The sequence below is a fragment of the Anaerolineae bacterium genome (assembly GCA_016931895.1).
Lineage (GTDB): Bacteria > Chloroflexota > Anaerolineae > 4572-78 > J111 > JAFGNV01.
This window is the reverse complement of record JAFGDY010000039.1, coordinates 1-24720: the sequence shown is the minus strand read 5'-3', so window position 1 is coordinate 24720 and position 24720 is coordinate 1. Positions and strand designations below refer to the sequence as shown.

General features: G+C 50.3%; 13 protein-coding genes. 9 read left to right on the top strand and 4 right to left on the bottom strand.

Annotation, left to right across the window (positions count from 1 at the left end):
• Positions 1 to 65 precede the first annotated feature (65 nt).
• Together JW953_03440 and JW953_03435 are read left to right on the top strand one after the other, a co-directional pair.
• Positions 66 to 1880 (top strand): glycosyltransferase family 39 protein, encoded by a 1815-nt coding sequence (locus tag JW953_03440; GenBank protein ID MBN1991732.1) that lies wholly within the window; start codon positions 66 to 68, stop codon positions 1878 to 1880.
• Positions 1881 to 1958: 78 nt separating this feature from the next.
• Entirely contained in the window at positions 1959 to 5162 is a 3204-nt protein-coding gene (locus JW953_03435; protein MBN1991731.1) for a TIGR03663 family protein, read from the top strand.
• Here JW953_03435 and miaB read toward each other — a convergent pair.
• From miaB to glpK, 4 genes are all read right to left on the bottom strand, one after another.
• Positions 5125 to 6465, bottom strand: a complete 1341-nt coding sequence (gene miaB / locus JW953_03430) for a tRNA (N6-isopentenyl adenosine(37)-C2)-methylthiotransferase MiaB (protein MBN1991730.1) — start codon at positions 6463 to 6465, stop codon at positions 5125 to 5127. The two genes, JW953_03435 and miaB, sit on opposite strands and share 38 nt — an antisense overlap.
• A 151-nt stretch (positions 6466 to 6616) precedes the next feature.
• Positions 6617 to 7396, bottom strand: coding sequence for a methyltransferase domain-containing protein (locus JW953_03425; GenBank protein ID MBN1991729.1), 780 nt, complete (start codon positions 7394 to 7396; stop codon positions 6617 to 6619).
• 43 nt (positions 7397 to 7439) lie between these two features.
• Positions 7440 to 8522, bottom strand: coding sequence for a ketopantoate reductase family protein (locus JW953_03420; protein MBN1991728.1), 1083 nt, complete (start codon positions 8520 to 8522; stop codon positions 7440 to 7442).
• A 206-nt stretch (positions 8523 to 8728) separates the two neighbouring features.
• Positions 8729 to 10240, bottom strand: a complete 1512-nt coding sequence (gene glpK, locus JW953_03415; GenBank protein MBN1991727.1) for a glycerol kinase GlpK — start codon at positions 10238 to 10240, stop codon at positions 8729 to 8731.
• A 395-nt stretch (positions 10241 to 10635) separates the two neighbouring features.
• Here glpK and JW953_03410 point away from each other — a divergent pair, with 395 nt between their 5' ends.
• The 7 genes from JW953_03410 to JW953_03380 form a co-directional block, all read left to right on the top strand.
• Positions 10636 to 12921, top strand: a complete 2286-nt coding sequence (locus JW953_03410; GenBank protein ID MBN1991726.1) for a S1 RNA-binding domain-containing protein — start codon at positions 10636 to 10638, stop codon at positions 12919 to 12921.
• 52 nt (positions 12922 to 12973) lie between these two features.
• Complete coding sequence (locus JW953_03405; GenBank protein MBN1991725.1) at positions 12974 to 19021, top strand: GAF domain-containing protein; 6048 nt, start codon at positions 12974 to 12976, stop codon at positions 19019 to 19021.
• A 31-nt stretch (positions 19022 to 19052) separates the two neighbouring features.
• Positions 19053 to 19433: a response regulator gene (locus JW953_03400; GenBank protein ID MBN1991724.1), complete on the top strand. Its 381-nt coding sequence runs from the start codon at positions 19053 to 19055 to the stop codon at positions 19431 to 19433.
• A gap of 115 nt (positions 19434 to 19548) precedes the next feature.
• Entirely contained in the window at positions 19549 to 21504 is a 1956-nt protein-coding gene (locus JW953_03395) for a winged helix-turn-helix domain-containing protein (protein ID MBN1991723.1), read from the top strand.
• Between the two features lie 448 nt (positions 21505 to 21952).
• Positions 21953 to 23053: a hypothetical protein gene (locus JW953_03390; protein ID MBN1991722.1), complete on the top strand. Its 1101-nt coding sequence runs from the start codon at positions 21953 to 21955 to the stop codon at positions 23051 to 23053.
• A 31-nt stretch (positions 23054 to 23084) separates the two neighbouring features.
• Positions 23085 to 24203, top strand: a complete 1119-nt coding sequence (locus JW953_03385; GenBank protein MBN1991721.1) for a hypothetical protein — start codon at positions 23085 to 23087, stop codon at positions 24201 to 24203.
• Positions 24204 to 24520: 317 nt separating this feature from the next.
• The coding region (locus JW953_03380; protein MBN1991720.1) for an aldo/keto reductase at positions 24521 to 24720 on the top strand (200 nt) is incomplete at its 3' end.

The window sequence follows — 24720 nt, the reverse complement described above, 5'->3', positions numbered from 1 at the left end:
ACGGTATAATCTTGACCAAAAAGATACGCAGAAAAATCAGACCTCATCCTTTTAAAACGGAAATAGTGGAAAAGCCAGGGCCGGAAACAGAAATTCAGGAGGTTATAATTCCTGATTCTGAAACCAGACCTGTTATTCTGCCCTGGTTATCTCTGGAAATCTTTCTCTACGCGCTCATTTTTATCCTGGCCCTGGGCCTGCGGTTGTGGAATTTGGGAACCTATCCCCTTTCAAACGTGGAAGCGCAGCAAAGCCTCTTGGCCCTGGCCCTTTATCGCGGCGACCTGCCCCCAGCGGAATATTACAGCCCCCTGTTAGTGACGCTGAACACGTTCACTTTTTTCCTGATTGGCAGCAGCGATGCTTCGGCGCGACTCGCGGCTGCATTATTGGGCATGGCTCTGGTTTTACTGCCCCTGACCATGCGCTGTCTTCTGGGCGCGCGAGTCTGCTTACTGGCCTCATTTCTACTGGCCATTTCCCCCGGCGCTATCTATCTCTCGCGCACGCTCAATCCCGAAATCGGGGTGGCAGTGGGGACCTTGCTGGTGGTGAGCGGCTTTTTCAATTGGGCTACGGGCAGACAACGGCGTTGGTTTCTACTGGCGGCGGTAGGGTTGGCTTTGATGTTTGCGGCCGGGCCAATGGCCTTTTCCATCGTGTTAGTTTTTGGCCTGATTATCTTTGTCCAGTTTCCGGCTTTTAAAACTTTGGAGAAAGAAAGGAGCGAGGCTGAAGATAAGGCTACCGATACGGGTTCAATTCCTCCCTGGGGTCAGGCCGGTATCTTTTTTGTGGTGGCCCTGGTTTTATTCTCTACTACTGCGCTATTCAACGTGAGCGGTCTGGGCGTCTTGACCGGCGCTTTGCCTGATTGGTTCAACCGTTTCAGTTTTGCCCCGCATCCCGAGGCCGGTTTCAACGCCGTATTTTTGTTGACCATTTACGAGCCGTTGCTGGTTTTTAGCGGCCTGGCCGGCCTGGCCATAACCCTGGTGCGCCGCAGCCTGTTGATGGTCAGTTTTAGCCTCTGGTTTGTGGGCTTGTTGGTGCTTGACGTGCTCATGGCCGGCCGTCCCACCGGCAATGTTATTTTGTTGGTAACGCCGTTGGCTTTTTTGGCTGCTTTTGCCCTGGCCGAACTATGGGCAGGTATCCAAAAGCATGGTGCCTGGCAAAACGAAGGCCTTATCCTGGCCGTTGGCCTGGTGATAGCCAGTATTGGCTATATTCTGGTGACCGGCTGGCTTACGCGTGATTGTATTTTCCCCATCCCCTGGCTTTGCCAAAATGCTATTTGGATGCAATTGATAGTGTTAACCATCCCCCCCCTTCTTTTTCTATTTATATTTGGCTTTTTCTGGTTTATGAACGGCCCCGAAATTGCCCTGCGGGGTCTGGGCCTGGTTGGGGTAACGCTGGGCGTGTTATGCGCCGTTAGCATTGGCTGGCGTTTAAATTTTGGATCGCTGCGTTACCTGCCCTACCAACCCCTGGCCGGAACCCCACCGGCAACCGGCCTGGAACTGTTGGCCGACACCCTGGCCAACCAATCGGCTCGCCGGGTGGGTGATGAAACCTTGCTGGACGTAACCCTGGCCAGAGTGGCCAGCCCGGCCCTGCAATGGCAATTACGAAACTACCGCCACCTGGCGATTGCCTCCAACCTCAATACACCTACCACGGCCATCATTACCCCCCCTACCGACGAATTGGGTTTGGATCAGGCCTATTTTGGGCAGGACTTTGCCCTGAACGCTCGTTGGTCGCCGGCCGGTTTGCCGTCAAAAACATTGATCACGTGGCTAATTTACCGCCATACCAACGAGTTACCCACCGGGGATAAAGTTGTTCTATGGTTACGCCTGCCCGAAAATTAAAATATTCAGCAGTAGACCTTTCTTCTTTCCCACATGGCCCTGTCTACTGTCTACCATTTACCTGAAAAGGAGCGCACCTTGACCGTTCAAAACAATACGATCAACAAAAAAAGCGGCTTAGACCTGCCCCTTTTGAACACCTTCACCCTCAATTGGGAAGTGGCGCTGTATATCATTCTCTTCCTCCTGGCCGTTATCACCCGTTTTTACGATTTGGGCACGCGGGTAATGAGTCATGATGAAAGCCTGCACACGCTCTACTCCTGGAATCTTTACGCGGGTAAAGGCTACCATCATGATCCCTTGATGCATGGGCCGTTTCTGTTTCACATCACCGCGCTCATGTATTTTCTGTTTGGCGATAATGATTTTACGGCCCGGCTCTCAACCGCCCTCTTTGGCATTGCCCTGGTGATGCTGCCGTATTGGTTCCGGCCCTGGTTGGGCCGGCTGGGCGCGCTGGTCGCTTCGTTTATGATTCTGATATCGCCAGGCTTGCTTTACTACAGCCGCTACATTCGCAACGATATTTACATTTCTGTGTGGACTGTGCTGATGGTGCTGGCCTTCTTTCAATACATGCGCACCCGGTCCAACCGCTGGCTATTTATTGGCACTATAGCCATAAGTTTTATGTTGACCACCAAAGAGGTGGCCTTTATTCATGGGTTTATTGGTTTCACCTTTATCTTCTGGGCCTGGGTTTGGGAAAACGTCAAATCGTCGCGGTTGTGGCTTAATGTTTTTCTGGTGGGCCTGATTCTATTGCTGGTTATTGTTATTGCCATTTTGGCCGCCCAGGCCGATACCTTGCTGCCGGCGGCAGGGACTGAAGCAGCAGCAGGGTTTGATGCCTGGGACTATATTGGCATGACCATCATGCTGATTGGCCTGCTCATTGGCGCGGTTTTGATCCAACTTGGCGTGGATCGAAACAACCGGCCGGTCACGGCGATGATCGTTAGCCTCTCGGAACGCCTGCCGGTGCTAATGCAGGCTTTGGTGGCGGCCGCCATCATTTTTGTGCTCCTGTATACCACCTTTTTCTCCAATATTGGCGGCCTGGCTACGGGCACGTATGGCGCCTTGCACTACTGGCTCAGCCAGCAGGAAGTAGAACGCGGTTCACAGCCCTGGTATTATTACCTTTTCCTGGTGCCCATGTATGAGTTTTTGCCGGTGCTGATTGGACTCGGCGGTAGCCTGGCGTACCTGTTTCGTCCCAGAGGCTTTCCGGCCCATACCAACTCAGAGACAGCCCAGCCAGCGGATGCGTCCTCTCCCCGCGCCATCTGGCCTTCGGATGGGGGAACGTTTGCGGCCTTTGTTATTTACTGGACCTTGCTGGCCGTGGTGATTTATAGCTGGGCCGGGGAAAAAATGCCCTGGCTGTCCGTTCATCTCACGCTGCCCTTTGTGTTCCTGGCCGCGCACGTTATCCAGACAGTGCTGCGTCGTTTCAACTGGTCGGAAGCACGGCAAAAAGGCGGGCTTATCCTGGGCGGGGGGCTGCTCTTGACTATTCCTACCTTGATTGCTCTATTTACCGCAGAACCATTCCAGGGACAATCCATCAACGATATTCAGGAAACGTTCCAATTTTTCCTGGCCTTGATTGTTTTGCTGGGTCTGGCCGTAGTCGTCTGGTATTACAGTGTCAGAATGGGGCTGGGGGCGGCATTACGCATCGCTTTTGTTACCCTGCTTTTGGTACTCAGCCTGTTGACCATCCGTTTTGCCTGGATGTTCAATTATATCAATTATGATTATGTCAATGAGGTGATGGTTTATGCCCACGCTTCGCCGGATGTGAAACTGGTGCTGAACCAGATTGACGACATCTCCCGCCGCACGGTGGGTGACAAACAGATCAAAGTAGCCTACGACAATGATTCCACATGGCCGCTGGAGTGGTACATGCGCCAGTATCCCAACCGGGCCTACTATGGCGAAAATCCCACCCGCGAGGCGTTGGATTCACCCATTGTCATTGTCGGCTCGGCCAATGAGAGCAAGGCCAAACCCTTTTTGGGCGATAGATATACCCGCTACCGCTACCGGCTGGTGTGGTGGCCGATTGAGGATTATAAAGACCAAACCTTGACCAAGTTATGGCAAAATTACGTTATCGGCCCGCCACCGGCAGACCTGGCCGCCGACACCGCCGAGGCCCAGGCCGCCCGCCGGCAAACGGTTAAGGACAATTGGCGCAAACTGTGGAAAATCTGGTTTTACCGGGAATATGAGGATTACGAACTCAACGAGTGGCCCTATGTGCATCGTTTTTACCTTTACGTGCGCAAAGACGTGCTTAACGATATATGGGACTACCAGAGTGGTCCCATTGAATTGGTGCAGGCCCCCAGCCTGGACCCCTACGAAGGTAAACGAGCCGAAACCGATGCCCTGCAAATTTGGGGCAGCAACGGCCAGGGAGAGGGTCAATTTGTAACCCCGCGCAACTTGGCCGTAGCCCCCGACGGGCGCATCTATGTGGCCGATAGCGGCAATCACCGGATCCAGGTTTTTGACCCGGCGGGCAATTTCCTCTTTATCTGGGGCAGCGAAGGTGCTGCGCCGGGCCAGTTCAACGAGCCGTGGGGTATTGCCGTGGCCCCGGATGGCACGGTATACGTGGCCGATACCTGGAATCATCGTATCCAAAAATTTTCCGCCAACGGTGAATTTTTAGCTGCCTTTGGCGCCTTTGCCAATGTGCAAACCGACCCGCAGGCCGAACCCGGCAACTTCTGGGGACCGCGCGATATTGCCCTTGACGCCCAGGGCAACGTGTACGTTACCGATACCGGCAATAAACGGGTGCAAAAATTTACCCCCACCGGGGGATTTTTACAGGCCTGGGGTGGCGGGGGTATTGTGCCCGGCACGTTTGAAGAACCCGTGGGCATTGATATTGACAGCCAGGGCAACTTCTATGTGGCCGATACCTGGAACCGGCGCGTCCAGAAATTTGATTCTAACTTCAATCCTATCATTCAATGGGAAGTGGTGGGCTGGGAAGGGGAAAGTGTGGTCAACAAACCCTACCTGACCATTGATAACCAAGATCGGGTTTTCATCAGCGACCCCGAAGGCTACCGGGTGATTGCTTACGATAGTAACGGTAACGTTCTGGTAACCTGGGGCCAATATGGCCAGGACCGGGCCTCATTTGCCCTGCCGGTTGGCCTGGCGGTTGACATCGAGGGCCATGTGCTGGTAGCCGACTCTGACAATAACCGGGTCATGAAGTTCCAGGTGCCGGTTCCCTCACCTCAATAATGCCGCGCATGCTCCACGGGCCGGTCCAGGTGATTTTTACGTTTACCAGTTGGCCCTGCCATTGGTGAGCGTCATCTTCAAAAAAAACTAATTTGTTGGTGCGGGTGCGGCCTTTCCAGCGCCCGCGCTGTTTTTCTTCGACCAGAATTTCCACGGTTTGGCCCAACAGCCGGGCGTTGATCTCGGCCACAATCTGCTCTTGCAAATTATTGACTGCTTGTAACCGGCGTTTTTTCTCTTCCGGCGGCACGTCATCCGGCATCATTTTGGCCGAAACCGTGCCGGGCCGCGGCGAGTACATGGCTACGTGGCAAATATCCAGTTTTAATTCGGCCAGGGTGTCCAGGGTATGCTGGAATTGGGTTTCCGTTTCACCGGGGAAGCCGACAATGACGTCGGTGGCAATGGAGACGGTGGGCATCCGTTCCCGGATGCGGCGAATTAAATTGTAGTAGCCGACCATGTCGTATTCCCGTTTCATGCGGGCCAGCACTTCGTCATCGCCGGCCTGGTGGGGAACTTCGATGTGTTCGCACACTTTGGGCAGTTCGGCCACCGTGTCTAGCAGTTCGTCGGTCATGTAGCTGGGGTGGCTGGTCAAAAAGCGAAGACGATACAGGTCGTCAATCTGGTGAATAACCCGCAGCAGGTCGGGCAGGCGCGGGCCGTGGGGAATATCAAACCCGTACCGGTCCACAATTTGGCCCAACAGGGTCACTTCGCGCACGCCCTGGGCCGCCAGGCTGCGAATCTCGGCGGCAATCTCACCTGCCGGCCGGCTGCGTTCCCGCCCGCGCCGGGAAGGGATGACGCAGAAGGCGCACACGTGATTGCAGCCGTAAATGATGGGCACGTAGGCCGCTACCAGATTATTTTGTTGGCGCCGGGGCAAGGCCAGGGCTAGCTCCTCGTTTTGTAATTTGTGACGATATTCCAGTGTGGCCTGCTCGCTCTGGCGGGCCAGTAAAAAGTCAACCAGCGGGTCCGGCCGGCTGGGCGGCATAAACACGTCTACGTGGGGAAAAGCCTGGGCCAGCTTGCCGTTGCCCCTGACCCCCACCATGCAGCCCATCAGGGCGATGGTTTTATCCGGTTTAGCTTCCTTAATGGGTTTGAGACTCCACAGAAAGCCGGTCGCCTTATCTTCGGCGCTCTGGCGCACCACGCAGGTGTTCAGCACCACCACGTCGGCCTGGCGGTAATTGCCGGTGTAACGGTAGCCAAGTTTTTCCAGTTCCGATCCCACCCGCTGGGAGTCGGCCACGTTCATTTGACAACCGGCGGTCCAAATGTGATACTTCATCAACAATCCACTCCTGGCCGGGAATTGTTTTGACCAATTCCTTAAAGCCAAAACCTCAACCGCATTATTTCAACATTCAACATTGTAATGATACCTTGCCCGGTTTCAAAAAAGCGGGTCTCGTTTTGCGGTTGAACGCGCCCTGCCATCCTTAATCTTGGGGCAAGCGTGCCACCAGCACTACTTCGTGTAGGGTGAAGTACATGGTTCCATCCGCCCAGCGGGGTGCCAAAAACGGCTGGAGGGTGGGGGGAAGGTGGCGCATCATGGCTACTAACTCTTCTTTGTCAGGGGCGGAGACGCGCATCCGGTCGGCCCAGTTTTGGAATTCAAGCTCTTTTTTTAATTCACGGCCGACGATTATTTGTAGTCCAACTTCTGCCCACATTTCCTGCAAATCGGCCAGGGGATAAACCCAATGATGCGAAGGGTCGCGCAGTTTTTCATAGGCGTTGTAATATGTGGCTGCGGCCCTATCTGGCCCGGTGAAGTTATCTGCAAAACCGAGCCAACCGCCGGGCTTGAGCACGCGCGCAAATTCGCGCGTGGCCTGTTGGGGATGGGGAAAATGATGAAACGCCAACCGGCAAGTAACCAGGTCAAACGAGGCGTTGGCAAAAGGCAATGCTTCCGCATCGGCAATTTTGGTTTTAACGTTGGTCAAGCCCCGTTGAGCGGCTAACTCGGTGGTTTTTTTGACCATGGCCCCGGTTAAGTCGGTGGCCGTTACCCCGGCCACATGCGGAGCAAAGGCCAACGCCGTATGGCCGGCGCCCGTGCCAACATCTAACATTTGCCAGTTGGTTTCGGGTTGAACCAATTCAACCAGCAGCGCCAGGCTTTGGCCTTTGGCGTGAATAGTACTGGTAGCGTAAGCATGGCTTGACCGACCAAATTGGGCCTGTGTTTTTGCTTTTAGATTTTGGGACATTATGCTCCCTCTCCAAAAATTTGCCGGGCCTTGTTTGAAAACTCTAAAGGTCTCTCAAACCTTTAGAGTCTGGGGATTGTGTTTGACGGACAGTTTGGAGTAACTTATCCGGCCGGCGCTGATAATCGGTCCAGGCCAGTTGGCCCGACACCAGGCCGTTCAAAAGCTCGGTTAAAGTTTGGTTGGCGGGGGTAGGAATGCCTGCATTTTGCCCCGCCCGCGCAATAGCCCCGTTCAGCACGCCCACTTCCGACGTGGGTTGTCCGGCAGCCAGGTCAATTTGCAGCGAAGGCATTTTGGTTCCCCGCCCGCTAACCATAAAGGGGCGCAGAATGGTTCGTTTTGCGGCCAGGGGAAGCCAGCGGGCAGACACCAACCGAACCAGCCAGTCAACGGGATAGCCGGGAAGATTGACTGCTTTAAGGCCCTGCGCTTTCATTACGGCTGCGCCTTCCCGCAGGGCTTCGATTTCTAGGTTGAACAGTTGAGGGTGGGCAATAATTTCGGCGGGCGGCTGGTTTAAAATGGCGCTGGAAGCGTTGTTGACAATGTTTAGCAATAATTTTGACCACTTCATGGCCCGGTAATCGGGGTAGGTGGCGGTGGGCAGGCCGGCCTGGTTCAGCGCGCCGGCCAGCAGGTTGACCGGCTGCTCGGCAGCCAGCGGAGCCAGACCCAGGCCGCCTTTGGCTTTGCTCACTTCAATTACGCCCAGTTCCGGCACGCTGATGGGAATAGTGACGGTGCCGGCAATAACTTGCTGCCGGCCAAATTCCGCCGCCAATTGTTCCTCGTTGCCAATGCCGTTCTGGAAGGAGACAAAGTAAGTTTTGCGGCCGGCCAGGGGTAGGGTAGCCAGTTGTTTCACGGCCGTGGCTGTGTCCGGCGATTTGACCGCGAGCAGAACGAAGTCGTATGCTGTTTCCGGGCCAACTACGGTGGTGGCGGTGCCGGGAAAGATTGTTTGCGCCGGCCGGTTGGGCCAGCGTAAGGTTAACCCATCGGCGGCTATTTTGGGGATGAGGGTAGACAACCCCACCAGAGTGACTTGATGGCCGGCGGCGAAGAGGTGGCCGCCGATAAAAGAGCCTAAAGCTCCTGCGCCCATAACAAGTATGTTTAGCATAAATTTATCCTTGCGAGTTATTATCAGGCCTTATCACATTTTGAATGTTCCGTCAATGACCAACGACGAATGACCGACGACCAACTTTCGCCGTTTGTTATTCGTCGGTGATGATAAAGCCATTAAGCTTAACCAGTGAGGAGGGTCGCTTCATCTTTGAAAATCAGCTTTCAGCAGGGGTAAGTCAGCCACAGTTTGATCAGGCCCTACTCAATCCAGTTAAAGGTGCGGGTAACGGCCTTTTTCCACAGGGCGTAGTTGGTGGTGCGGGCCGTGTCGTCGGCGGAGGGTTGCCAGATTTTATCTATGCCCCAATTTTGCCGCATTTCGGCGGTATCTTTCCAGAAACCAATGGACAGCCCGGCAGCGTAGGCTGCGCCCAGGGCGGTGGTTTCGGCCACTTTGGGGCGAATGACCGGCACGCCTAACACGTCGGCCTGGAATTGCATAAGCAAGTCATTGTAAACCATGCCCCCGTCCACTTTCAACGCTTTGAGGTCAAAGCCGGAGTCGGCGTTCATTGCGTCCAACACTTCGCGGGTTTGGTAAGCGGTGGCTTCCAGCGCGGCGCGGGCAAAGTGGCCTTTGTTGATGTAGCGGGTGAGGCCAACGATGGCTCCTCGCGCATCGCTGCGCCAGTAGGGGGCAAAAAGGCCGGAAAAGGCCGGGACAAAATAAAGACCGCCGTTGTCCTCCACGGCGCCGGCCAGGGTTTCCACCTGGGCGGAGGTGTCAATCAGACCCAGGTTATCGCGTAGCCACTGCACCAGCGCGCCGGTAATGGCAATGGAGCCTTCCAGGGCGTAAACCGGGGGGGCATCGCCAAACTGATAACAAACGGTGGTGAGTAGGCCGCTTTGGGAGGCTACCAACTGCGGGCCGGTATTGAGCAGCATAAAACAGCCGGTGCCGTAGGTGTTTTTGGCTTCGCCCGCGCTAAAGCAGGCCTGGCCCACGGTGGCGGCTTGCTGGTCGCCCACATCGCCACACACCGGGATTTTGCCGCCAAAGGGACCGTTGGGCAGGGTGTAGCCGTAGAAGGTGGGGTCGCTGGAGGGGCGAATGTGGGGCAGCATAGACCTGGGGATGGACATAGCGGTGATGATGTCGTCATTCCAACTTACGTCGGCCAGATTCATCAACATGGTCCGAGAGGCGTTGGTAACGTCGGTGACGTGCGCGCCGCCTTCAGGCCCGCCGGTCAGGTTCCAGATGAGCCAGGTGTCAATGTTGCCAAAGAGGGCATTACCTTTTGCCGCGGCCTGGCGCAGGCCGGCAACGTTGTCCAGTAGCCATTTTACTTTGGGCCCGGAAAAGTAGGTGGCCAGGGGTAGACCCACTTGCGCCCGGAAGCGATCCTGCCCGCCGTCCTGGGCCAGTTGCCGACAGATTTTGTCGGTGCGCGTGTCTTGCCAAACGATGGCGTTGTAATAGGGTTGGCCGGTGTTTTTATCCCACACCAGGGTGGTCTCGCGCTGGTTGGTGATGCCCACCGCGGCGATGTCTTCTGCTTTAGCTCCAGCCTGGGCCATAGCTTCTTTGATGACGTCCTGGGTGCGCGCCCAGATTTCCAGGGGGTCGTGCTCTATCCAGCCCGGCTGGGGATAGATTTGTTGATGTTCCAACTGGTGCAGGCCAACCGATTGGCCGGCGTGGTTGAAAATCATACAGCGGGTGCTGGTGGTACCTTGGTCAATAGCGGCAATGTATTGGGTCATTTTAGGCTCCTTTGACCTGAGAATGGCTCAATGTTTGAGTTGAACTATGCCTCAACTCCGGCTTAATTGTCAAATTTGGGGGTGGCTGGGGAAGGAGTGGGGGCACTTATCAGGCCAGTCTGGGTATTGGCTTGTACAATTTCAATTCGATAATTCTTTTTTCGATGAGTCCTCTCATTGATTACAAAAATTTATCCCAAAGAAAGCATTATCATTTCCAGAAGAAACTATGACACAACACATTTCCTAAATCCGGTGGTTTTACGTCTACTTGACTCAAATGTAATCTTGTTATCATATATATGTAATTTTCGAGTGTGACATCTTGGTGTATAACGTAAAAAAGCCTATGACCAAATAAGTAAGATTGTTTAAATCTGCATTGGGTGTTAGAGTTGAGTAACTACAAAGATAATGTTTATCAAATTAACCAGATGATTGTTGCTCATGTTGAACAAATTTTTCCCTTTGGAGTCTTTGTTCGTTTATCGGATGGGACCCAGGCTTTCATCCGCCGACGAGAGTTGACCCAGGCTGGTAATCTGGACCCTGATCAGATAGTATCAGAAGGGGACGAAATAAAAGGCCTAGTTATTGGTCTGGCTACGCCTAATCAAAATTTAGAGTTGAGTGTCCGTCGGGCAGAACCGGATCCCTGGGATACATTTCTGCGGTCCTACAACGTGAGGGATACGATCACGGCTACGGTTAAGAATCTATCAGCAAGGGGAGTATATGTCCAAATCGTACCTGGCATAGATGGGTTTATTCCTTTGGCCGAATTGGCGCCCTGGTCGGTGAAGCAACCCAAAGCTCTCTTTTGGGTTGGTGACCATGTGAAGGCAATGATAACCTTTCTTGACAAACAGAAGAGACGAGTAAAGCTTAGTATTCGGCAACAGATGAAGCATGAAATCTTGGTGGGGCAGATGCTGGATTCTCTGGGCCAAAGAGAAGGTATTAAAGGAGAAGGGGTAAAGGGTGATTTTGAAAGAGACGATATTGCCCCTCATACAGTAGGGTCAAGAGATGTTGACTCAAGTTTGGTTGAGAAGATAGGAAGGGTCTTGGTAGTAGACGATCATGACGAGGTAAGAGAGCCTCTGGTAGCATGGTTAAGCCGCTTGGGCTTTGCTGCCGAAGGAGCTGGATCAGTTGAACAAGCGCTATCCTACTTATATCAGCGAACATACGGCGTAGCTTTAATTGATTTGGACCTATCCGGCAAAGATGGTTTAGACTTTATCAAAACACTGGTACAAGTAGCGCCAAATACTAAGGTGGCTGTCATGAGCATCCCAGAATGGATTGCCCAACGGAGTGAAGAGTTGGAGGCATTGGGCATCAGCGATATTTTTGCTAAACCCTTGAACTTAGAAGAAATTTACGAATCATTCATTCTGTTGAGACAAGGCCAAATATCTAACTTTTGGAAGTCAACCTCAAAGGTAAAACCTAAAGAATCGCCCAATGTATTTCAGCAACTAACAGGGACAATGCATAGCGGGTTGCCTCTTCCGCTTCGTTTTGAGGCCGGTTTGCGAGAGTTGGTTCGGTTTACTCAGGCTGAACAGGGTTTGATTTTTTATCTGGCCCCAGATTCGCAACAGATATCAATTGTGGTCCAAGTTGGACACTTGCCCTTGGATCAGGAAGCAATCTATGCTTTGGGAGAGAGTCCCGTAAAAGACGTGATTTGTGAACGGGGTGATATTTTCGAAGCCTGTGTCTCACAGCAAGCGATGCGCCGATTTGATAAGCTGTTAGACCTGGTGGTCTTTGAGTCGTGTTTGGGCGTACCCATTTCGGCGGGTGGCGAGGTGCACCATGCCCTCTTCTTATTCCACCGTACTGCAAATGCTTTTGCTCGTTATCGCCTGCGAGATGCCCGGGCAATGGCCCTATTATTTAGTGTCGCCCTGGAAAGTCAAGCCTTAGAACAGCGTATTGAGGCTGTTAATCCTCTCCTTTTGAGTGGCCAATTGGCCGCTGGATTTAGCCATGAGGTATATAACAAAATTTCGGGTTTAGAAATCCAGCTTCGTAACTTACGAGCGGACTGCGCGAGTTGGCAACAAGGAGGGTCTACAGATTCTTTCAGCGTAACTGAGTTGGAAAACACTACTGACCAATTGTTAAAAGTAACCCTGGATCTAAAAAGCACGGTAGAGCTTTTTAGAGAATTGATGCGAACTGAATACGAAGAAGAGGTAAATGTTAATGAGGTAGTGCAACGAACGGTGAAATTGTTGCGCCCTACTATTCACCACTACCGGGTACGGGTCAAAACTGAACTTACTTTAGATTTACCTACGGTCAAGGGTGGTATAGTGCGCTTACAACAGATATTTACTAATCTGATACTTAATGCAATCCAACAGATTGCCCGGAAAACGGAACAGTGGCCTGATGGTCAACGAGTATTGTTTATTACCACTAATTGGGAAACAAACAAAGAATGTCCCGTTAGGATAAGGTTTACCGACGTTGGCCCTGGCATTCATAGCCAACTTTGGGAAAGCATCTTTGCTCTTGGTTTTTCAAGCCGACCTGGCGGGACAGGGCTGGGATTATTCATTGCGCGAAGCTTGGTAGAGTCCATGGGTGGGGGGATTGTAGTTGAGGAAAGCATTATTCCAATGGGTACTACCTTCCGGGTAGAACTGCCACAGAGTTCATAAAGGTTTGTTGAAGCGATTACGTAGAATATGCACCATCAAGAGGCATAGCGAAATGAAAGACGCCTTGTTAAGAGTGTTACTGGTGGAAGATGAGAGCAGCTTACGCGAACCATTGGCAAAACGTCTTCGAGACAAGTATCACTATCAGGTAGATACGGCCGCAAATGGAGAGGAAGCCTGGCAACGAGTTTGCGCGGCTAAACGAGCTTACGATGTGGCCTTGATTGATGACTTGCTCATACCGGCGCCAGAGATTGACCCAGAACCGAGTGGCATCGAATTAATGCAAAAAATCAAGGAAGTTTATCCTGATACAGAATGTATTGTCTTTACCGGCTGGGGCATGGATCGAGCCTTGGTTGCTTTGCAAGCAGGAGCCTATCGTTACCTGACCAAACCCTTAAATCTTGACGAGTTGGGGATAACTATTCGCCTGGCTGCAGAACAAACCCGTCTACGCCAGGAACGGGACTTACTCTCAACAATCTTAAAGATTACTAATACCATGGTGAGTGGCTTGGACCTGGCCAGGACATTAGAGGTAATTGTTGAGGCTGTATCCAGATTGGTTGGCGCAGAATCCTGTTCAGTCGTCTTGATGAATCCTACGATAAACCAGGTGCAATATGACTCTGGCAGTCTTATCGGTCAGGCAACGATAAAATGGAAACGCCATCTCAAAAATACCCTACTGACCCGGCAAATCATTCAAACCGGTGAGTTATATAATCTGGCCGACGTAGAGACCCAGGCTGATGAAATATTAGACGAGCAGCTACTTCAGGCTGGGGTGAAGTCTTTTATTGGCGTGCCCATCCCTGGTGAAACAGGGAACCAAGGGGTATTATATGCCTATAGCACCCATCGTGAGGCCTTTGGGATATATGAACAGCGGGTATTAAAATTATTGGCCGATCAGGCTGCTATTGCTTTAGAAAACACCCGCTTGTTTGAAGCTGAAGCTCAACGTCGCCAGGAGGCTGAAACTTTACGAGAAACGGCCTTAGTGCTGACAACCTCCCTGAAACCAGGGGAGATTTTTGAACGAATTCTGACAGAACTACAGAGGGTAGTGCCTTATGATAGCGCCTCAGTCCAATTGCTAAAAGGAGATCGGCTCGAGATTATTGGTGGCTGTGGGTTTCCTAATCTGCCTGAAATTGTGGGGCTTTCGTTTCTGGTGAATGGCGAGAAGAATCCTAATCGAGAGGTGGTTCGCCGCCGAGAATGTTTTATTGTTTCAAATGCGCCTGCCGAATATGAAGTATTCTTAAAAGAACCTCATGTTCAAGCCGGCATCCGTAGCTGGTTGGGAGTGCCCATGTTGGTTGGGGACCAACTTATTGGAATGATCACGCTAGACAAACATCAACCAAATTTTTACATAGAAGAGCATGCCCGGCTGGCCCGAGCTTTTGCCACCCAGGCCGCTCTGGCCATTGAGAACGGGCGACTGTTTGAAGAGGCTAACCATCGGGCCCGAAATTTGGAAACGTTACAAAATTTAGCTTTAACGATTAACTCATCATTAGACCTAAACGAGGTGCTAAAGAGCGCCTGTCAGGATGCCGTTGAATTTTTCAGCGCCGACCATAGCGGCCTGGTTCTTTTTGACTTGGATTACACGCAAGGCTGCGTAACAGCGGAATACCCGGAATTGGGCATTGTGAATACGAATATCCCCATAAAAGATATACCGGCTGAGGAGCAACTTATAAAAACCCGCCAGCCCCTTATTATTGAACAGGTCAATGCCGCCGAATCCATGGGCGTGGTCCGGGATATTCTATTGAATTTTGATATTCAATCTCTCCTCATTATCCCGGTAATATCCAAAAACAACGAATTATTAGGTTCTTTTAGCCTTGATGCGGTCGGCCATTTGCGCCGGTTCTCGACAGAGGAAGTTGAACTTTGCCGTGTATTTGCCGCTCACGTTGCAGTTGCAGTAGAGAATGCCCGCTTGTTTTCGGAAATGGTTAAGGCCAAAAACTGGCGCGAGGCCCTGGTTGAAAATGCTAATGATGCCGTGATAGCTATTGACCAAAATAAAAAGATTAACATATTTAACCAGCGGGCCGAAGAAATGTTAGGATGGGCATCGGGAGAGGTAATTAACAAAACTGCAGCGCGGCTATACCTGGATGTGGAAAAGGCTCAGGAAATCTTTGAGGCAGTAAACCGGGGAGAGAGTGTTAAGGGTTGGCATGTAGATTTTAAACATCGAGACGGCTCTCGCATCCCGGCTTTGCTTTCCGGTACGTTGATCAGAGATAAAGATGGCCGTTCTATTGGACAGGCCGGATATATTCGTGACTTGCGCCAGGTGACTCTATTGGAGGAACGATTGCGCGCCCTCATCCAGGTTAGCCAGGTCATTACCGGCGTTTTGGAACTGGATGAAGTATTGGAGCGAATTGTTAGTTTGACTGTGGAAGCTTTTCCTATGGCGCAACGCGGCACCCTTTATCTCTATGATGAGTTAACTGATACTTTGTGGTTGCGGGCCAACACGTTTGGCTACAGCCCAAAGGTCATTGATGCCCTCAGCCTAAGGTCTGGCGAAGGCATTGCGGGCTGGGTGTTCCAACATCGCCAACCCACAGTGGTGGCAGATGCACACCAGGATCCTCGTTACAAACGGTTCAATCATCCAGAGGTGCCGTTGCACAAATCTATGGTATGTGTGCCGCTCAACGTTCGAGGGCGGATAATCGGCACCTTGTCTTTGGATAACCTGGATGTAGCCGGTGTATTTCAAGCCGATGATCTGGAATTGCTCGCTACTTTTGCCGATCAAGTGGCTATTGCTGTAACTAATGCGCAGTACTTTGAAGAGATTCAAAAGGGACTCAAACAACTTCGCTCTTTATATGAAGCGGGTAGCGCCATCATCTCGGCTATGGAGCCAAAGCAAACCCTGCGGATTGTTGTTGAGGAAGCTTGCCAGGCTTTAGCTGGATGGCGGTCTAAAATAATCCTGATCTCGCGCAAAGGGGAGCTAACTGATTTAGTGGCCGTTGGTTTTGGTGACGGTCTGGATACGGGTGAGATGATCAGGCCTGATGGGATTTCGGTGCAGGTGATGACTTCGGGAGAACCCTGGTACACAGAAGATGTCCAAAAACTTCCCGATAGAGTCAATCCAGTCATGTTGAGCGATGGGGTTAGGGCGGCAGCGTGCGTGCCATTTGGGGTGCGCGACTGCAATATTGGGGTGATGTGGATTCATTATCGTGTTCCCCGCATCTTTCTACCAACCGAGACGGAAGCCCTGCGGCTTTACGCAAACCAGGCCGCGATTGCCTATGACAACACCCGTCGGATGCGTGAACTGGAGCACCTTCATCAGGCTGCCGAGAAGTTGGCCAGTGTAGCGAGTGTGCAAGAAGTTTTGCAACAGGTGGTAAAGAGCGCCAAAGAGGTCTTGGAAGCCGATTCTGTCGTGATCTGGTCTTATGACGATATTCGCCATACCTTTCTGCCCGACGAATTGATTACTGAAGGCATCCGGCCCAAGCTTGTAGAACGGTTCAGAAAAGATGAACCACGTTCAGGCGGTACGGCTGAAGTGGTGATGGAACGAAAATACGTGGCTATATCCAACACTGATGATCCGGAGTATGCTTTTCTTGGCCCAATTGGGCACGGCTTGCGCGGCACCATTGGGGTACGGGCTTTTCAAGGGATTTCTCTACAGGTGGGCCAGGAAACCTTGGGCGTCTTATACGTAAATTACAAACTACCTCGCACCTTTGGCCGTGAAGATAAAATAACCCTGGAAACCTTTGCCAACCACGCCGCTCTTACTCTTAAAAAGGCCAGGTTACTAGAACAAGTGAGCCGCACGCGAGATACGGCAAAAATTGTAGCCAGAGTGAGCGTACTGGAAAACCTACAGAGTACGCTTCATTCCATTGTCAAAGGTACCTACGAGGCCCTTCAGTGTGACGCCGTTACGCTCTACACTTATGATCAAACCCGGGATGAATTTGGGTTTCCGCCAACGATGTTTGGCGTGCATAATGAGGAAGAAGTCCTCAAGATAGGCTCAGTGGTAAGAGAGTCGGTAGTGCGAAATATTTTGGCATTGGATAAACCCTATATCGCTGAAGATGCGTCATCCGACCCCATTGTTGGCGGCGTTTTTGTGCAACGGGAAGGTATCAAGTCATCAGTCAGTATTCTCCTCAAGGTTGGTTCACAAAAAGTGGGGGTCATGTTCATCAATTATCGCTCGCACCATCGTTTTACCGGTGAGGAACTCAATAACATCGAGCTTTTCTCTTACCAGGCGGCTATTGCCATTAGCAATGCTCGCCTGTTGGCCGATATGTCACACCGCCGGATGCAACTGCAAACTGTGGCCGAAGTCTCCAAGTCAACCAGTACCATTCTTGATCCCGACGTGCTAATCAGCCAGGCGGTTAATCTTATTCGCCAGAGATTCAATGTGTATTATGTTGGGTTATTCCTGACGGATGAGACGGGTGAATACCTGGTGTTGCGGGCGGGTACGGATGAAGCTGGTCAAAAAATGCTCAAAGAAAAGCATAAATTACCCATCGGGGGTCATTCGATGGTGGGCTGGAGTGCAGCCCATAGGCAAGCGCGCATTGCGCCCGATGTTGATAAGGATGATGTTCATTTTGATAACCCCTACTTACCCAAAACTCGTTCCGAGTTGTCTCTGCCGCTCATCAGCCGAGATCAGTGTATTGGCGCCTTAACGGTACAGAGTGTTAAAGAAGCCGCCTTCTCTCAAGAAGACATTGCCATTTTGCAAACAATGGCCGACCAACTCGCCATCGCCATTGAGAATGCGCGGCTGTACCAGGCCGAACAGCAGCGAAACAAGGAACTTTCCGGTCTGCATAGAATTTCGCAAACAATCAGTTCGTTAACTGACATTCAAGAAGTATATCAGCGAGTAAACGAGAGTATCGCAGAATTAACAAATGTTCAGATGTGCGCTATCCTCCTTTATGATGAGGTGGAGAGGAAGCTGGTTTGCCAGTTGCCATTGTATGGTGTCCCCGATGCGCTTGGTCAAAAATATCACATCCCCCTGGACAAGGATGATCTTGCCACCTTATGGGAGACAATGCCTCATTTGATTCTCAACGAAGCAGAAGGAGACCCTTTGGTAACTGCATTGGGGTTGAATGATCTTATCAAAGAAGCCGGTTTGCGGGACACCTTGCTGGTAAAGCTGGTCGTAGGTCGGCGGAATATAGGCATTATTCAGGCCTCTAATAAATTAGATGGAATGCCTTTTAACGAAGATGATGCTCGGCTCTTGCGTATTTTTGCCGGTCAGGCCGCGGCGGTGATTGAAAATGCACGGTTATATGAACAACTCAAACAAACAAATGAAGATTTGCGCCGGACGAAAGGGCTGGTAGGAGCGCGAACTGCGGTGGCCTGGATGGGCATGACCAGTAGCGCCTGGCGACACACAATAGAAAAACATGCTTTAACCATCCAGGAACAGGCCCAGTTGTTGCACCGCGATTTTAAGCAGCTATCCTCTCACTCTGAACAAACCAAAATCAGTAAACGAGCCGCCACAATTGAACGTTTGGCCGCGCAAATTCTGAAAAAGCCTATTACCCCTCCCCTGTCTACTGAAGCCGGAATGGAATTAGTTTCAATCAACGAGTTGGTCAGTGAGCGAGCCAAACAACTATGGCAAAATGACCCCTATAAAAAAACTGTACTTTGTTTTGATCTTCAGCTTCCGGCTCACCTGACCTTATGGTTGAGTCCTGAATGGTTGCGCCGAGCATTTGATATTTTGGTAGACAATGCGGTAAAAGCTGTAGATGGGTGTAAAATACAAGAGATTATTATTGGCACCCAATTGACCAACGCCGGAGTTGAAATATCCGTTTCTGACACCGGTTCAGGAATTCCTCAGGAGCTTAGAGACAAAATTGGATACGAGCCGATTCAGAAACCTGATGAAGCTAAAGGGTTAGGGATGGGTTTATTGATGGTTCAGACGATTGTTCAGACTTATGGCGGCGAAGTACGAGTGGCCGTTACAGGGCCAAAGGGCACCAAGATGGTTATCTGGTTGCCCGTGAAGAAACAGTAGAATCCATCGGTCACAAGATAAGGTTTACTTTATGGGACACCATTTTTTATTAATTGGCGAGAAAACTGAAACACTGTGGCCCTTAGTTTTAGAACAAAGTGTATTGTCTCTGGGAACATTACAAGTAATTTCAGAAAAACAGGCAGAACAGCAAGGTATTGAGCAAGAGTACACCGCAATTATTATAGATGCAGGGGCAGTTGATAATGTGGCGCAATTAGTATCCAATTTGCGCAAAATGCAACCCGCGTCCCATATTATTGTTGTCACAGCTTCTCCCACCTGGCAAAGAGCCAGAGAAGTACTTTTGGCCGGAGCAACTGACTATATTCGCAAATCATTTGACCAAGACGAACTTCTTTCCAAAATTAAGGCAGCCTTGGATATCTCCTCCCCTGCTCAATCTCAATAGGCGTTTATCTTCAGGCTGTCACTGAATGGATATGACTTGCGCAATGGAAATAGTTTACCCCCCTCAGTCTTCCCGAACTGGGGGAATAGATTTAGCCATCAATAGGAGTTGAGCAGTGAGTACCGAGAGGAGACCTTATTCGATTCTTTTAGTTGATAATGATCCTGATTTTCTGGAAACCCGGGCCGAATTTTTAGAGGAGGCCGGTTATCGAGTGATCAAGGCGCATACGCCGGAGCAGGCCCGACACCTGCTGGTTACAGCTCACATCCATTTGGCTATTTTGGATATTCGCCTGGTTAACGATGACGACGAGAAAGACACTACAGGTTTGACGGTAGCTAAAGATTCCACCTATGAATTGATACCCAAAATCATTCTTACAAATTTCCCCTCTTATCAGGATGTACGTGAGGCGCTGGGGCCGGCAATAGATGGCTTACCGCCGGCCATAGATTTCCGTTCTAAACAAGAAGGCCCCCAAATCATGATCCAAGCCGTGGAACAGGCTATCGCCAAATATGTTCGTCTGAATACAGATTTAGATATTCAGTCGGACCATCGAGAAGGTTTATTTCTATACCTTGTAGGTTTATTACAGCCAGATCCTCTAACCGAGACCCTCCTGCATCGAGCTGACGAATTGAAGGATCTCTTTCGCCAGCTATTCCACGATTACCGGCAGATCAGAGTGGGGACACTCTTTTGGCATGATAGGCAGCGCTTCTGTCTGCCGGTTTTGGCCCAATCGCCACAAGGCGTACTGGACCCGCGTATTTTGCTCTGCGGCGAACGTAACCAGCTGGAGCGAGAAGTAGAACATCTGCTGAATTTGGCTCCCGACACATTTCAAGGTGCTAAATTCAAAATGACCAGGTCAGTCCATTTTGGCGCAGCAACTTATGTTTTACCCACAACCAACCTGGAGGCAATTCAATCTCTACGACAATTATTTGGGGGAAGTAAGGAACGACCGCTTAAAGTAGCTTTTGATCACGTTATCGAAGTTTTGGCAACGTGGCACCAGCAAGGGCAGCGTATTGTCACTAATGATTTAATGTTGTTATATCGTGGGCGGATTGGGTTGGAAGAGCCAGCCTCCCGCCTTGAAGTAGAACATAGGTTAGCCGCTCTTGTACAAGCGGTAAGGCCGTTGAATGCCATTGAAGTGGAATATACCGACCAATCTTTGGTTTTTCACTTATCCAGTCAAGCGACCCTAATTTGTCCTAATCCTATTGCCACCATCTACACCCCTATAGAGTATGACCGGCCAATTGTGTGTAAAACTTCGCCGGGTCAAATTACTGCCGATAATATCTTGGTGGATATTTACGGACGACAAACTTGGTTGACTGATTTTGCATACGCAGGATATATGCCCAATTGGTGGGATTTTGTGTGTTTGGAGGCGATCGTCCGCTTTGAACTGAGTCAAGCTCCTGACTTGATAGCCTGGCAAGATCTTGAAGAATGTCTGGTGAAACCAAGTCGGCTCGATGGGCCATTGCCTGAACGAGAGGTGGTTGCCGACTTAAGAAAGAGCCTGGTTCTCATTGGCCAAATTCGACGGAGCGCCTATGGCGAAATTGGTCACTATGATCCGTTGCCTTATTATGCCGGTCTATTGGTATGGGTCATCGGAATTATTCTCCATCATGACCCCAACAAAATCTTTACGCAGGTCGAACGAATACGGGGGGCGCATCTACTTCTGGCGGCCGGCATGCTGGCCCATCGGTTACATGAGCCATTTGACTCTCCCTCACCTGGCGGCAAATTACGTTTTGATGAGGATGAAGTAGTATGGCTGGGGAATAATAAAATTGAGTTGTTTGGGCAAGAGCTAAAATTATTCCGCTGCCTGTATCAACAGCCTGGCAAATTGGTGGGGCGAGAAGAAATTGTAGAGACTGTGTTTGATGAAAAATACGAGGCAGGAGACTACCAATTGGATGGTCGTATCAATGCCTTAGTGAGAAGGCTGCGCCTTCGCATTGAACCTAACCCCGATAATCCACGTTATCTGCTTATGGTCAAAGGTCAGGGATATCGTTTACAAATTGAGTAAAAGCAAGATTTATTAGAAAATCAGATTAATGTTTGTTTCATATTAGATAGGTGCAATTTCATATCAGATAACGGTAGTATTTAATTATAAATTGTAAGTTTGCTGCAAGCCGGTTTTAATATAGCCGGCTTTTTTTATTGGCTATAATTGGGGTAAGGATGAAAAAATCATAAAGATATGGAGGTAGGTGGCTATGTCTCGTGATATTTTTGATCATTGTCCAAATTGTGGACACAACTCACTCTTTCATAGGATCAGGGTTTATAAATGCCCAAAATGTTTTAGATTCTTTTGTCAAAGGTGCCGTGGGGGAAATTGGCTCAGACACAAATGCCCTCATTGCACCCTACATGTTGATGCAGTCAAACTGGCCGAGATACAAAATGGGTACTGTTAGATAAGCATTACCAAAACCGTTTGACGGTTTGATAGCAGGAGGGCTATAAAAATGAAGAACAATGCGGATATTTGTCAAGAATCGTTAATATCTGAGGCAATAAACACGCTTCTAGATCTGTTGAGCGGCCCTGCGTACCATCCTGAACCGGCTAATGGGGATTTGTATGCTGAACGTTTTATCTTGCCTCGCAGCTTTTTTGGCTGGGGTGGTCAATTGGTTGTGCCTGATGCTTCTTGTGTGATTATCTGGGGGCGTCGCGGTTTCTGCCATACCTTTTGGCCTGGCGTGTATAGCCTGCGTCACTGTCCGGCCGGCCGGTTGGATGGTCGGCTGGTAGATATGTCCCAACATAGCCGCGTGATTGAGCTGAGGGGTCTTTATACCGGGGACCTGGCTCGAATTTCGCTGCAAGTTGATGTGGAATTTAAGGTGGATAATCCCCAAGCTGTGATTCAGCTTAAGTCGCCTACCCAAACCCTGACCACAATTGTGGAAAGTACAGTTCGCCAGGTGATAGAGAAGCTGCCCCATTGTTTGTTATTTGGCGGAGCAAACTCTACGGAATTGACCAATAAAATGGCCCTGGAACGTCAAATTCGCCAGTCCTTGCATACCGAAGAAGCTCTAAACGGATTACGAATTTTGAGTCTCAAAATCATCAAAACCGAGGGCGACCCTACTTACCTGACCTTGACTACTAAAGAGGTTTTGGCTGAACAACAACTTATCGCCGAAAAGGCAACCCTCCAAATTCACCAGCAACAGGCCGAAAATAAACGCGAACTCACCTTATTCCAGGCTGAAACTGAACGGTTGGCTACTTCAACCCGCCAAAAGGTTGCCCTGGATGAGGCCAAAAGACAGGCGCTTGTCTTTAAGTTAGAGAGCACTCAACGTGATTTTCAACGACAGATGGAGGAAATGCGTCTGGTTCATGAGCAAACCCTGGCCCGAATAGATGCCCTCAGTCGAGCCATAACCGCTTGGGGAGACCCGCGCCATTTGCTTGTTTCCAACGGTCTTTATGCCCAAACCAACAACCCGAATGGTCATGAACAAACTTTAAGCAAGATGATTGACCATTTGATTGAACCACAACCAACGCCTGTCTCAGCCCCCACCAATGGTCATGGCAAACACTCATTATGAGGCCATAAAAACCGGTTAAGGAGTGATCAATATGGATTTGTATGTCCATCTGGTACCACAAAAATGTCAAAAAATAGAAGCAGCATCAGGTTATCATGCGCTCTTTGCTTTTGAAATATCCCCTTGTCCTTTTACCGAGTTTCGGCAACGGGCCTGGAATCCAATGATGGCCGGTCATCTTATGGAGGCGTGGGAACGGCAGATCCGGCTGATTGAGTGTTTACATCTGCCCAATATTGAGTCCAACAGCAGCCCTGTCTTTGAATTACGCCTTATCTCTTCTGCAACAAATCAAACCCAGATAGATATATTTTTTATGGGTAAGGCTTTTGCGCCCACCCCCGACCAGGCCCGTACCGAAGCTATCACCCTGGCCCAAGATGTGTTTGCTCTCTTTCCTTTTGACTTTGCTTTACGTTCCCTATCTAACCAGACGGACTTTGAACGAGCCTACCAATCCGAGTGGATTACCGGCCTCAAAAATCCCCACCAGATTGTTGAAATCAGACACTTTGAACGAGTGGCGTCTAAGGCCAATAACGACAATACAATTGAGCTGCTTTATCTCAACTACGGTTGGCGATGGAATCTGCAAAGTATGGAACAGGTTTGGTGTGCTCTGGCCAGATACCCCCAACGCCTGATGTTAAGTGTCAGCCTGATGCCGATCCTATGGGACCAGGGAGATTATGTCTATTTGAATGAATTGGAAGTTGTAGGGGACAAGGGGAATCTGCCGGGAAATCTGAAGACTGAACTCACTTCGGCGCTCAAATTCTATCACCAATTGCTATACCAAACTCCCCATCCCTTTACCCTCCGCATAGCCCTCATCGGCGAACCTATTGTGCCGCATGGCCTGGCCAACGCCATAGGTGTTGGTTTATGCTTACCTTCACTCCAAACAGAGAATGAAACGCCAGGAGCAAACTACAATTTAGACTGGGCCTTATCTCCCAATGAACTCTCTACCGCCAAAATTAATCTGATACAACTCAGTCAATATTATTGGGGCACTGATTTGGTTGGTTTACCCTTACGGCGATTACGATACGCAGTCAGTGCCAAACAAGCGCAGGCAATCTTCCGCATTCCAATACCCCCAGAAGGTGGTTTCCCTGATGTTTCCTTAGGACATCAACGGGAGTGAGAATGAAGAATGAAATAAATCTTAAGCTTACGCAAGTTCCAGAGGTGACCGTCATTTACAAGGTGTCTGTCACCTCTGGACGCATTAATGATTTGCGTAAGCCCTATCTCAACCAGAAATCAAAAATCACCAATCTCAATTTTGCTTCACAGGATAGTCGGAAATCAAGAATACACCGCATGCTGACGCCTTTGTTCTGTCTGAGGCGCAGATTCACGTTGAGATCGTATGAATCTGCGCCACATTTTTGACTCTCTTTCCAAAAGCTTGTACCCTCTAGCCATAGAACCCCATATTAAAAATTCAGGAGGCAAATAATGGAATATATCAATTTGGGCCGCACCGGCCTCAAGGTATCGCGGATTTGTTTAGGCACTATGACTTACGGCACACCCCAATGGCGTGACTGGGTGCTAGCGGAAGAAGACAGCCGTGCTTTTATCAAACGGGCGCTGGAGTTAGGCATCAACTTTTTTGACACCGCCGATATGTATTCGCTGGGCGTCAGTGAGGAAGT

Coding starts and splice junctions, on each gene's coding strand:
- glpK (MBN1991727.1), bottom strand. CDS start 10,240: ATGACCCAATACATTGCCGCTATTGACCAAGGTACCACCAGCACCCGC.
- miaB (MBN1991730.1), bottom strand. CDS start 6,465: ATGAAGTATCACATTTGGACCGCCGGTTGTCAAATGAACGTGGCCGAC.
- JW953_03400 (MBN1991724.1), top strand. CDS start 19,053: ATGGGACACCATTTTTTATTAATTGGCGAGAAAACTGAAACACTGTGG.
- JW953_03425 (MBN1991729.1), bottom strand. CDS start 7,396: ATGTCCCAAAATCTAAAAGCAAAAACACAGGCCCAATTTGGTCGGTCA.
- JW953_03390 (MBN1991722.1), top strand. CDS start 21,953: ATGAAGAACAATGCGGATATTTGTCAAGAATCGTTAATATCTGAGGCA.
- JW953_03420 (MBN1991728.1), bottom strand. CDS start 8,522: ATGCTAAACATACTTGTTATGGGCGCAGGAGCTTTAGGCTCTTTTATC.
- JW953_03405 (MBN1991725.1), top strand. CDS start 12,974: ATGAAAGACGCCTTGTTAAGAGTGTTACTGGTGGAAGATGAGAGCAGC.
- JW953_03385 (MBN1991721.1), top strand. CDS start 23,085: ATGGATTTGTATGTCCATCTGGTACCACAAAAATGTCAAAAAATAGAA.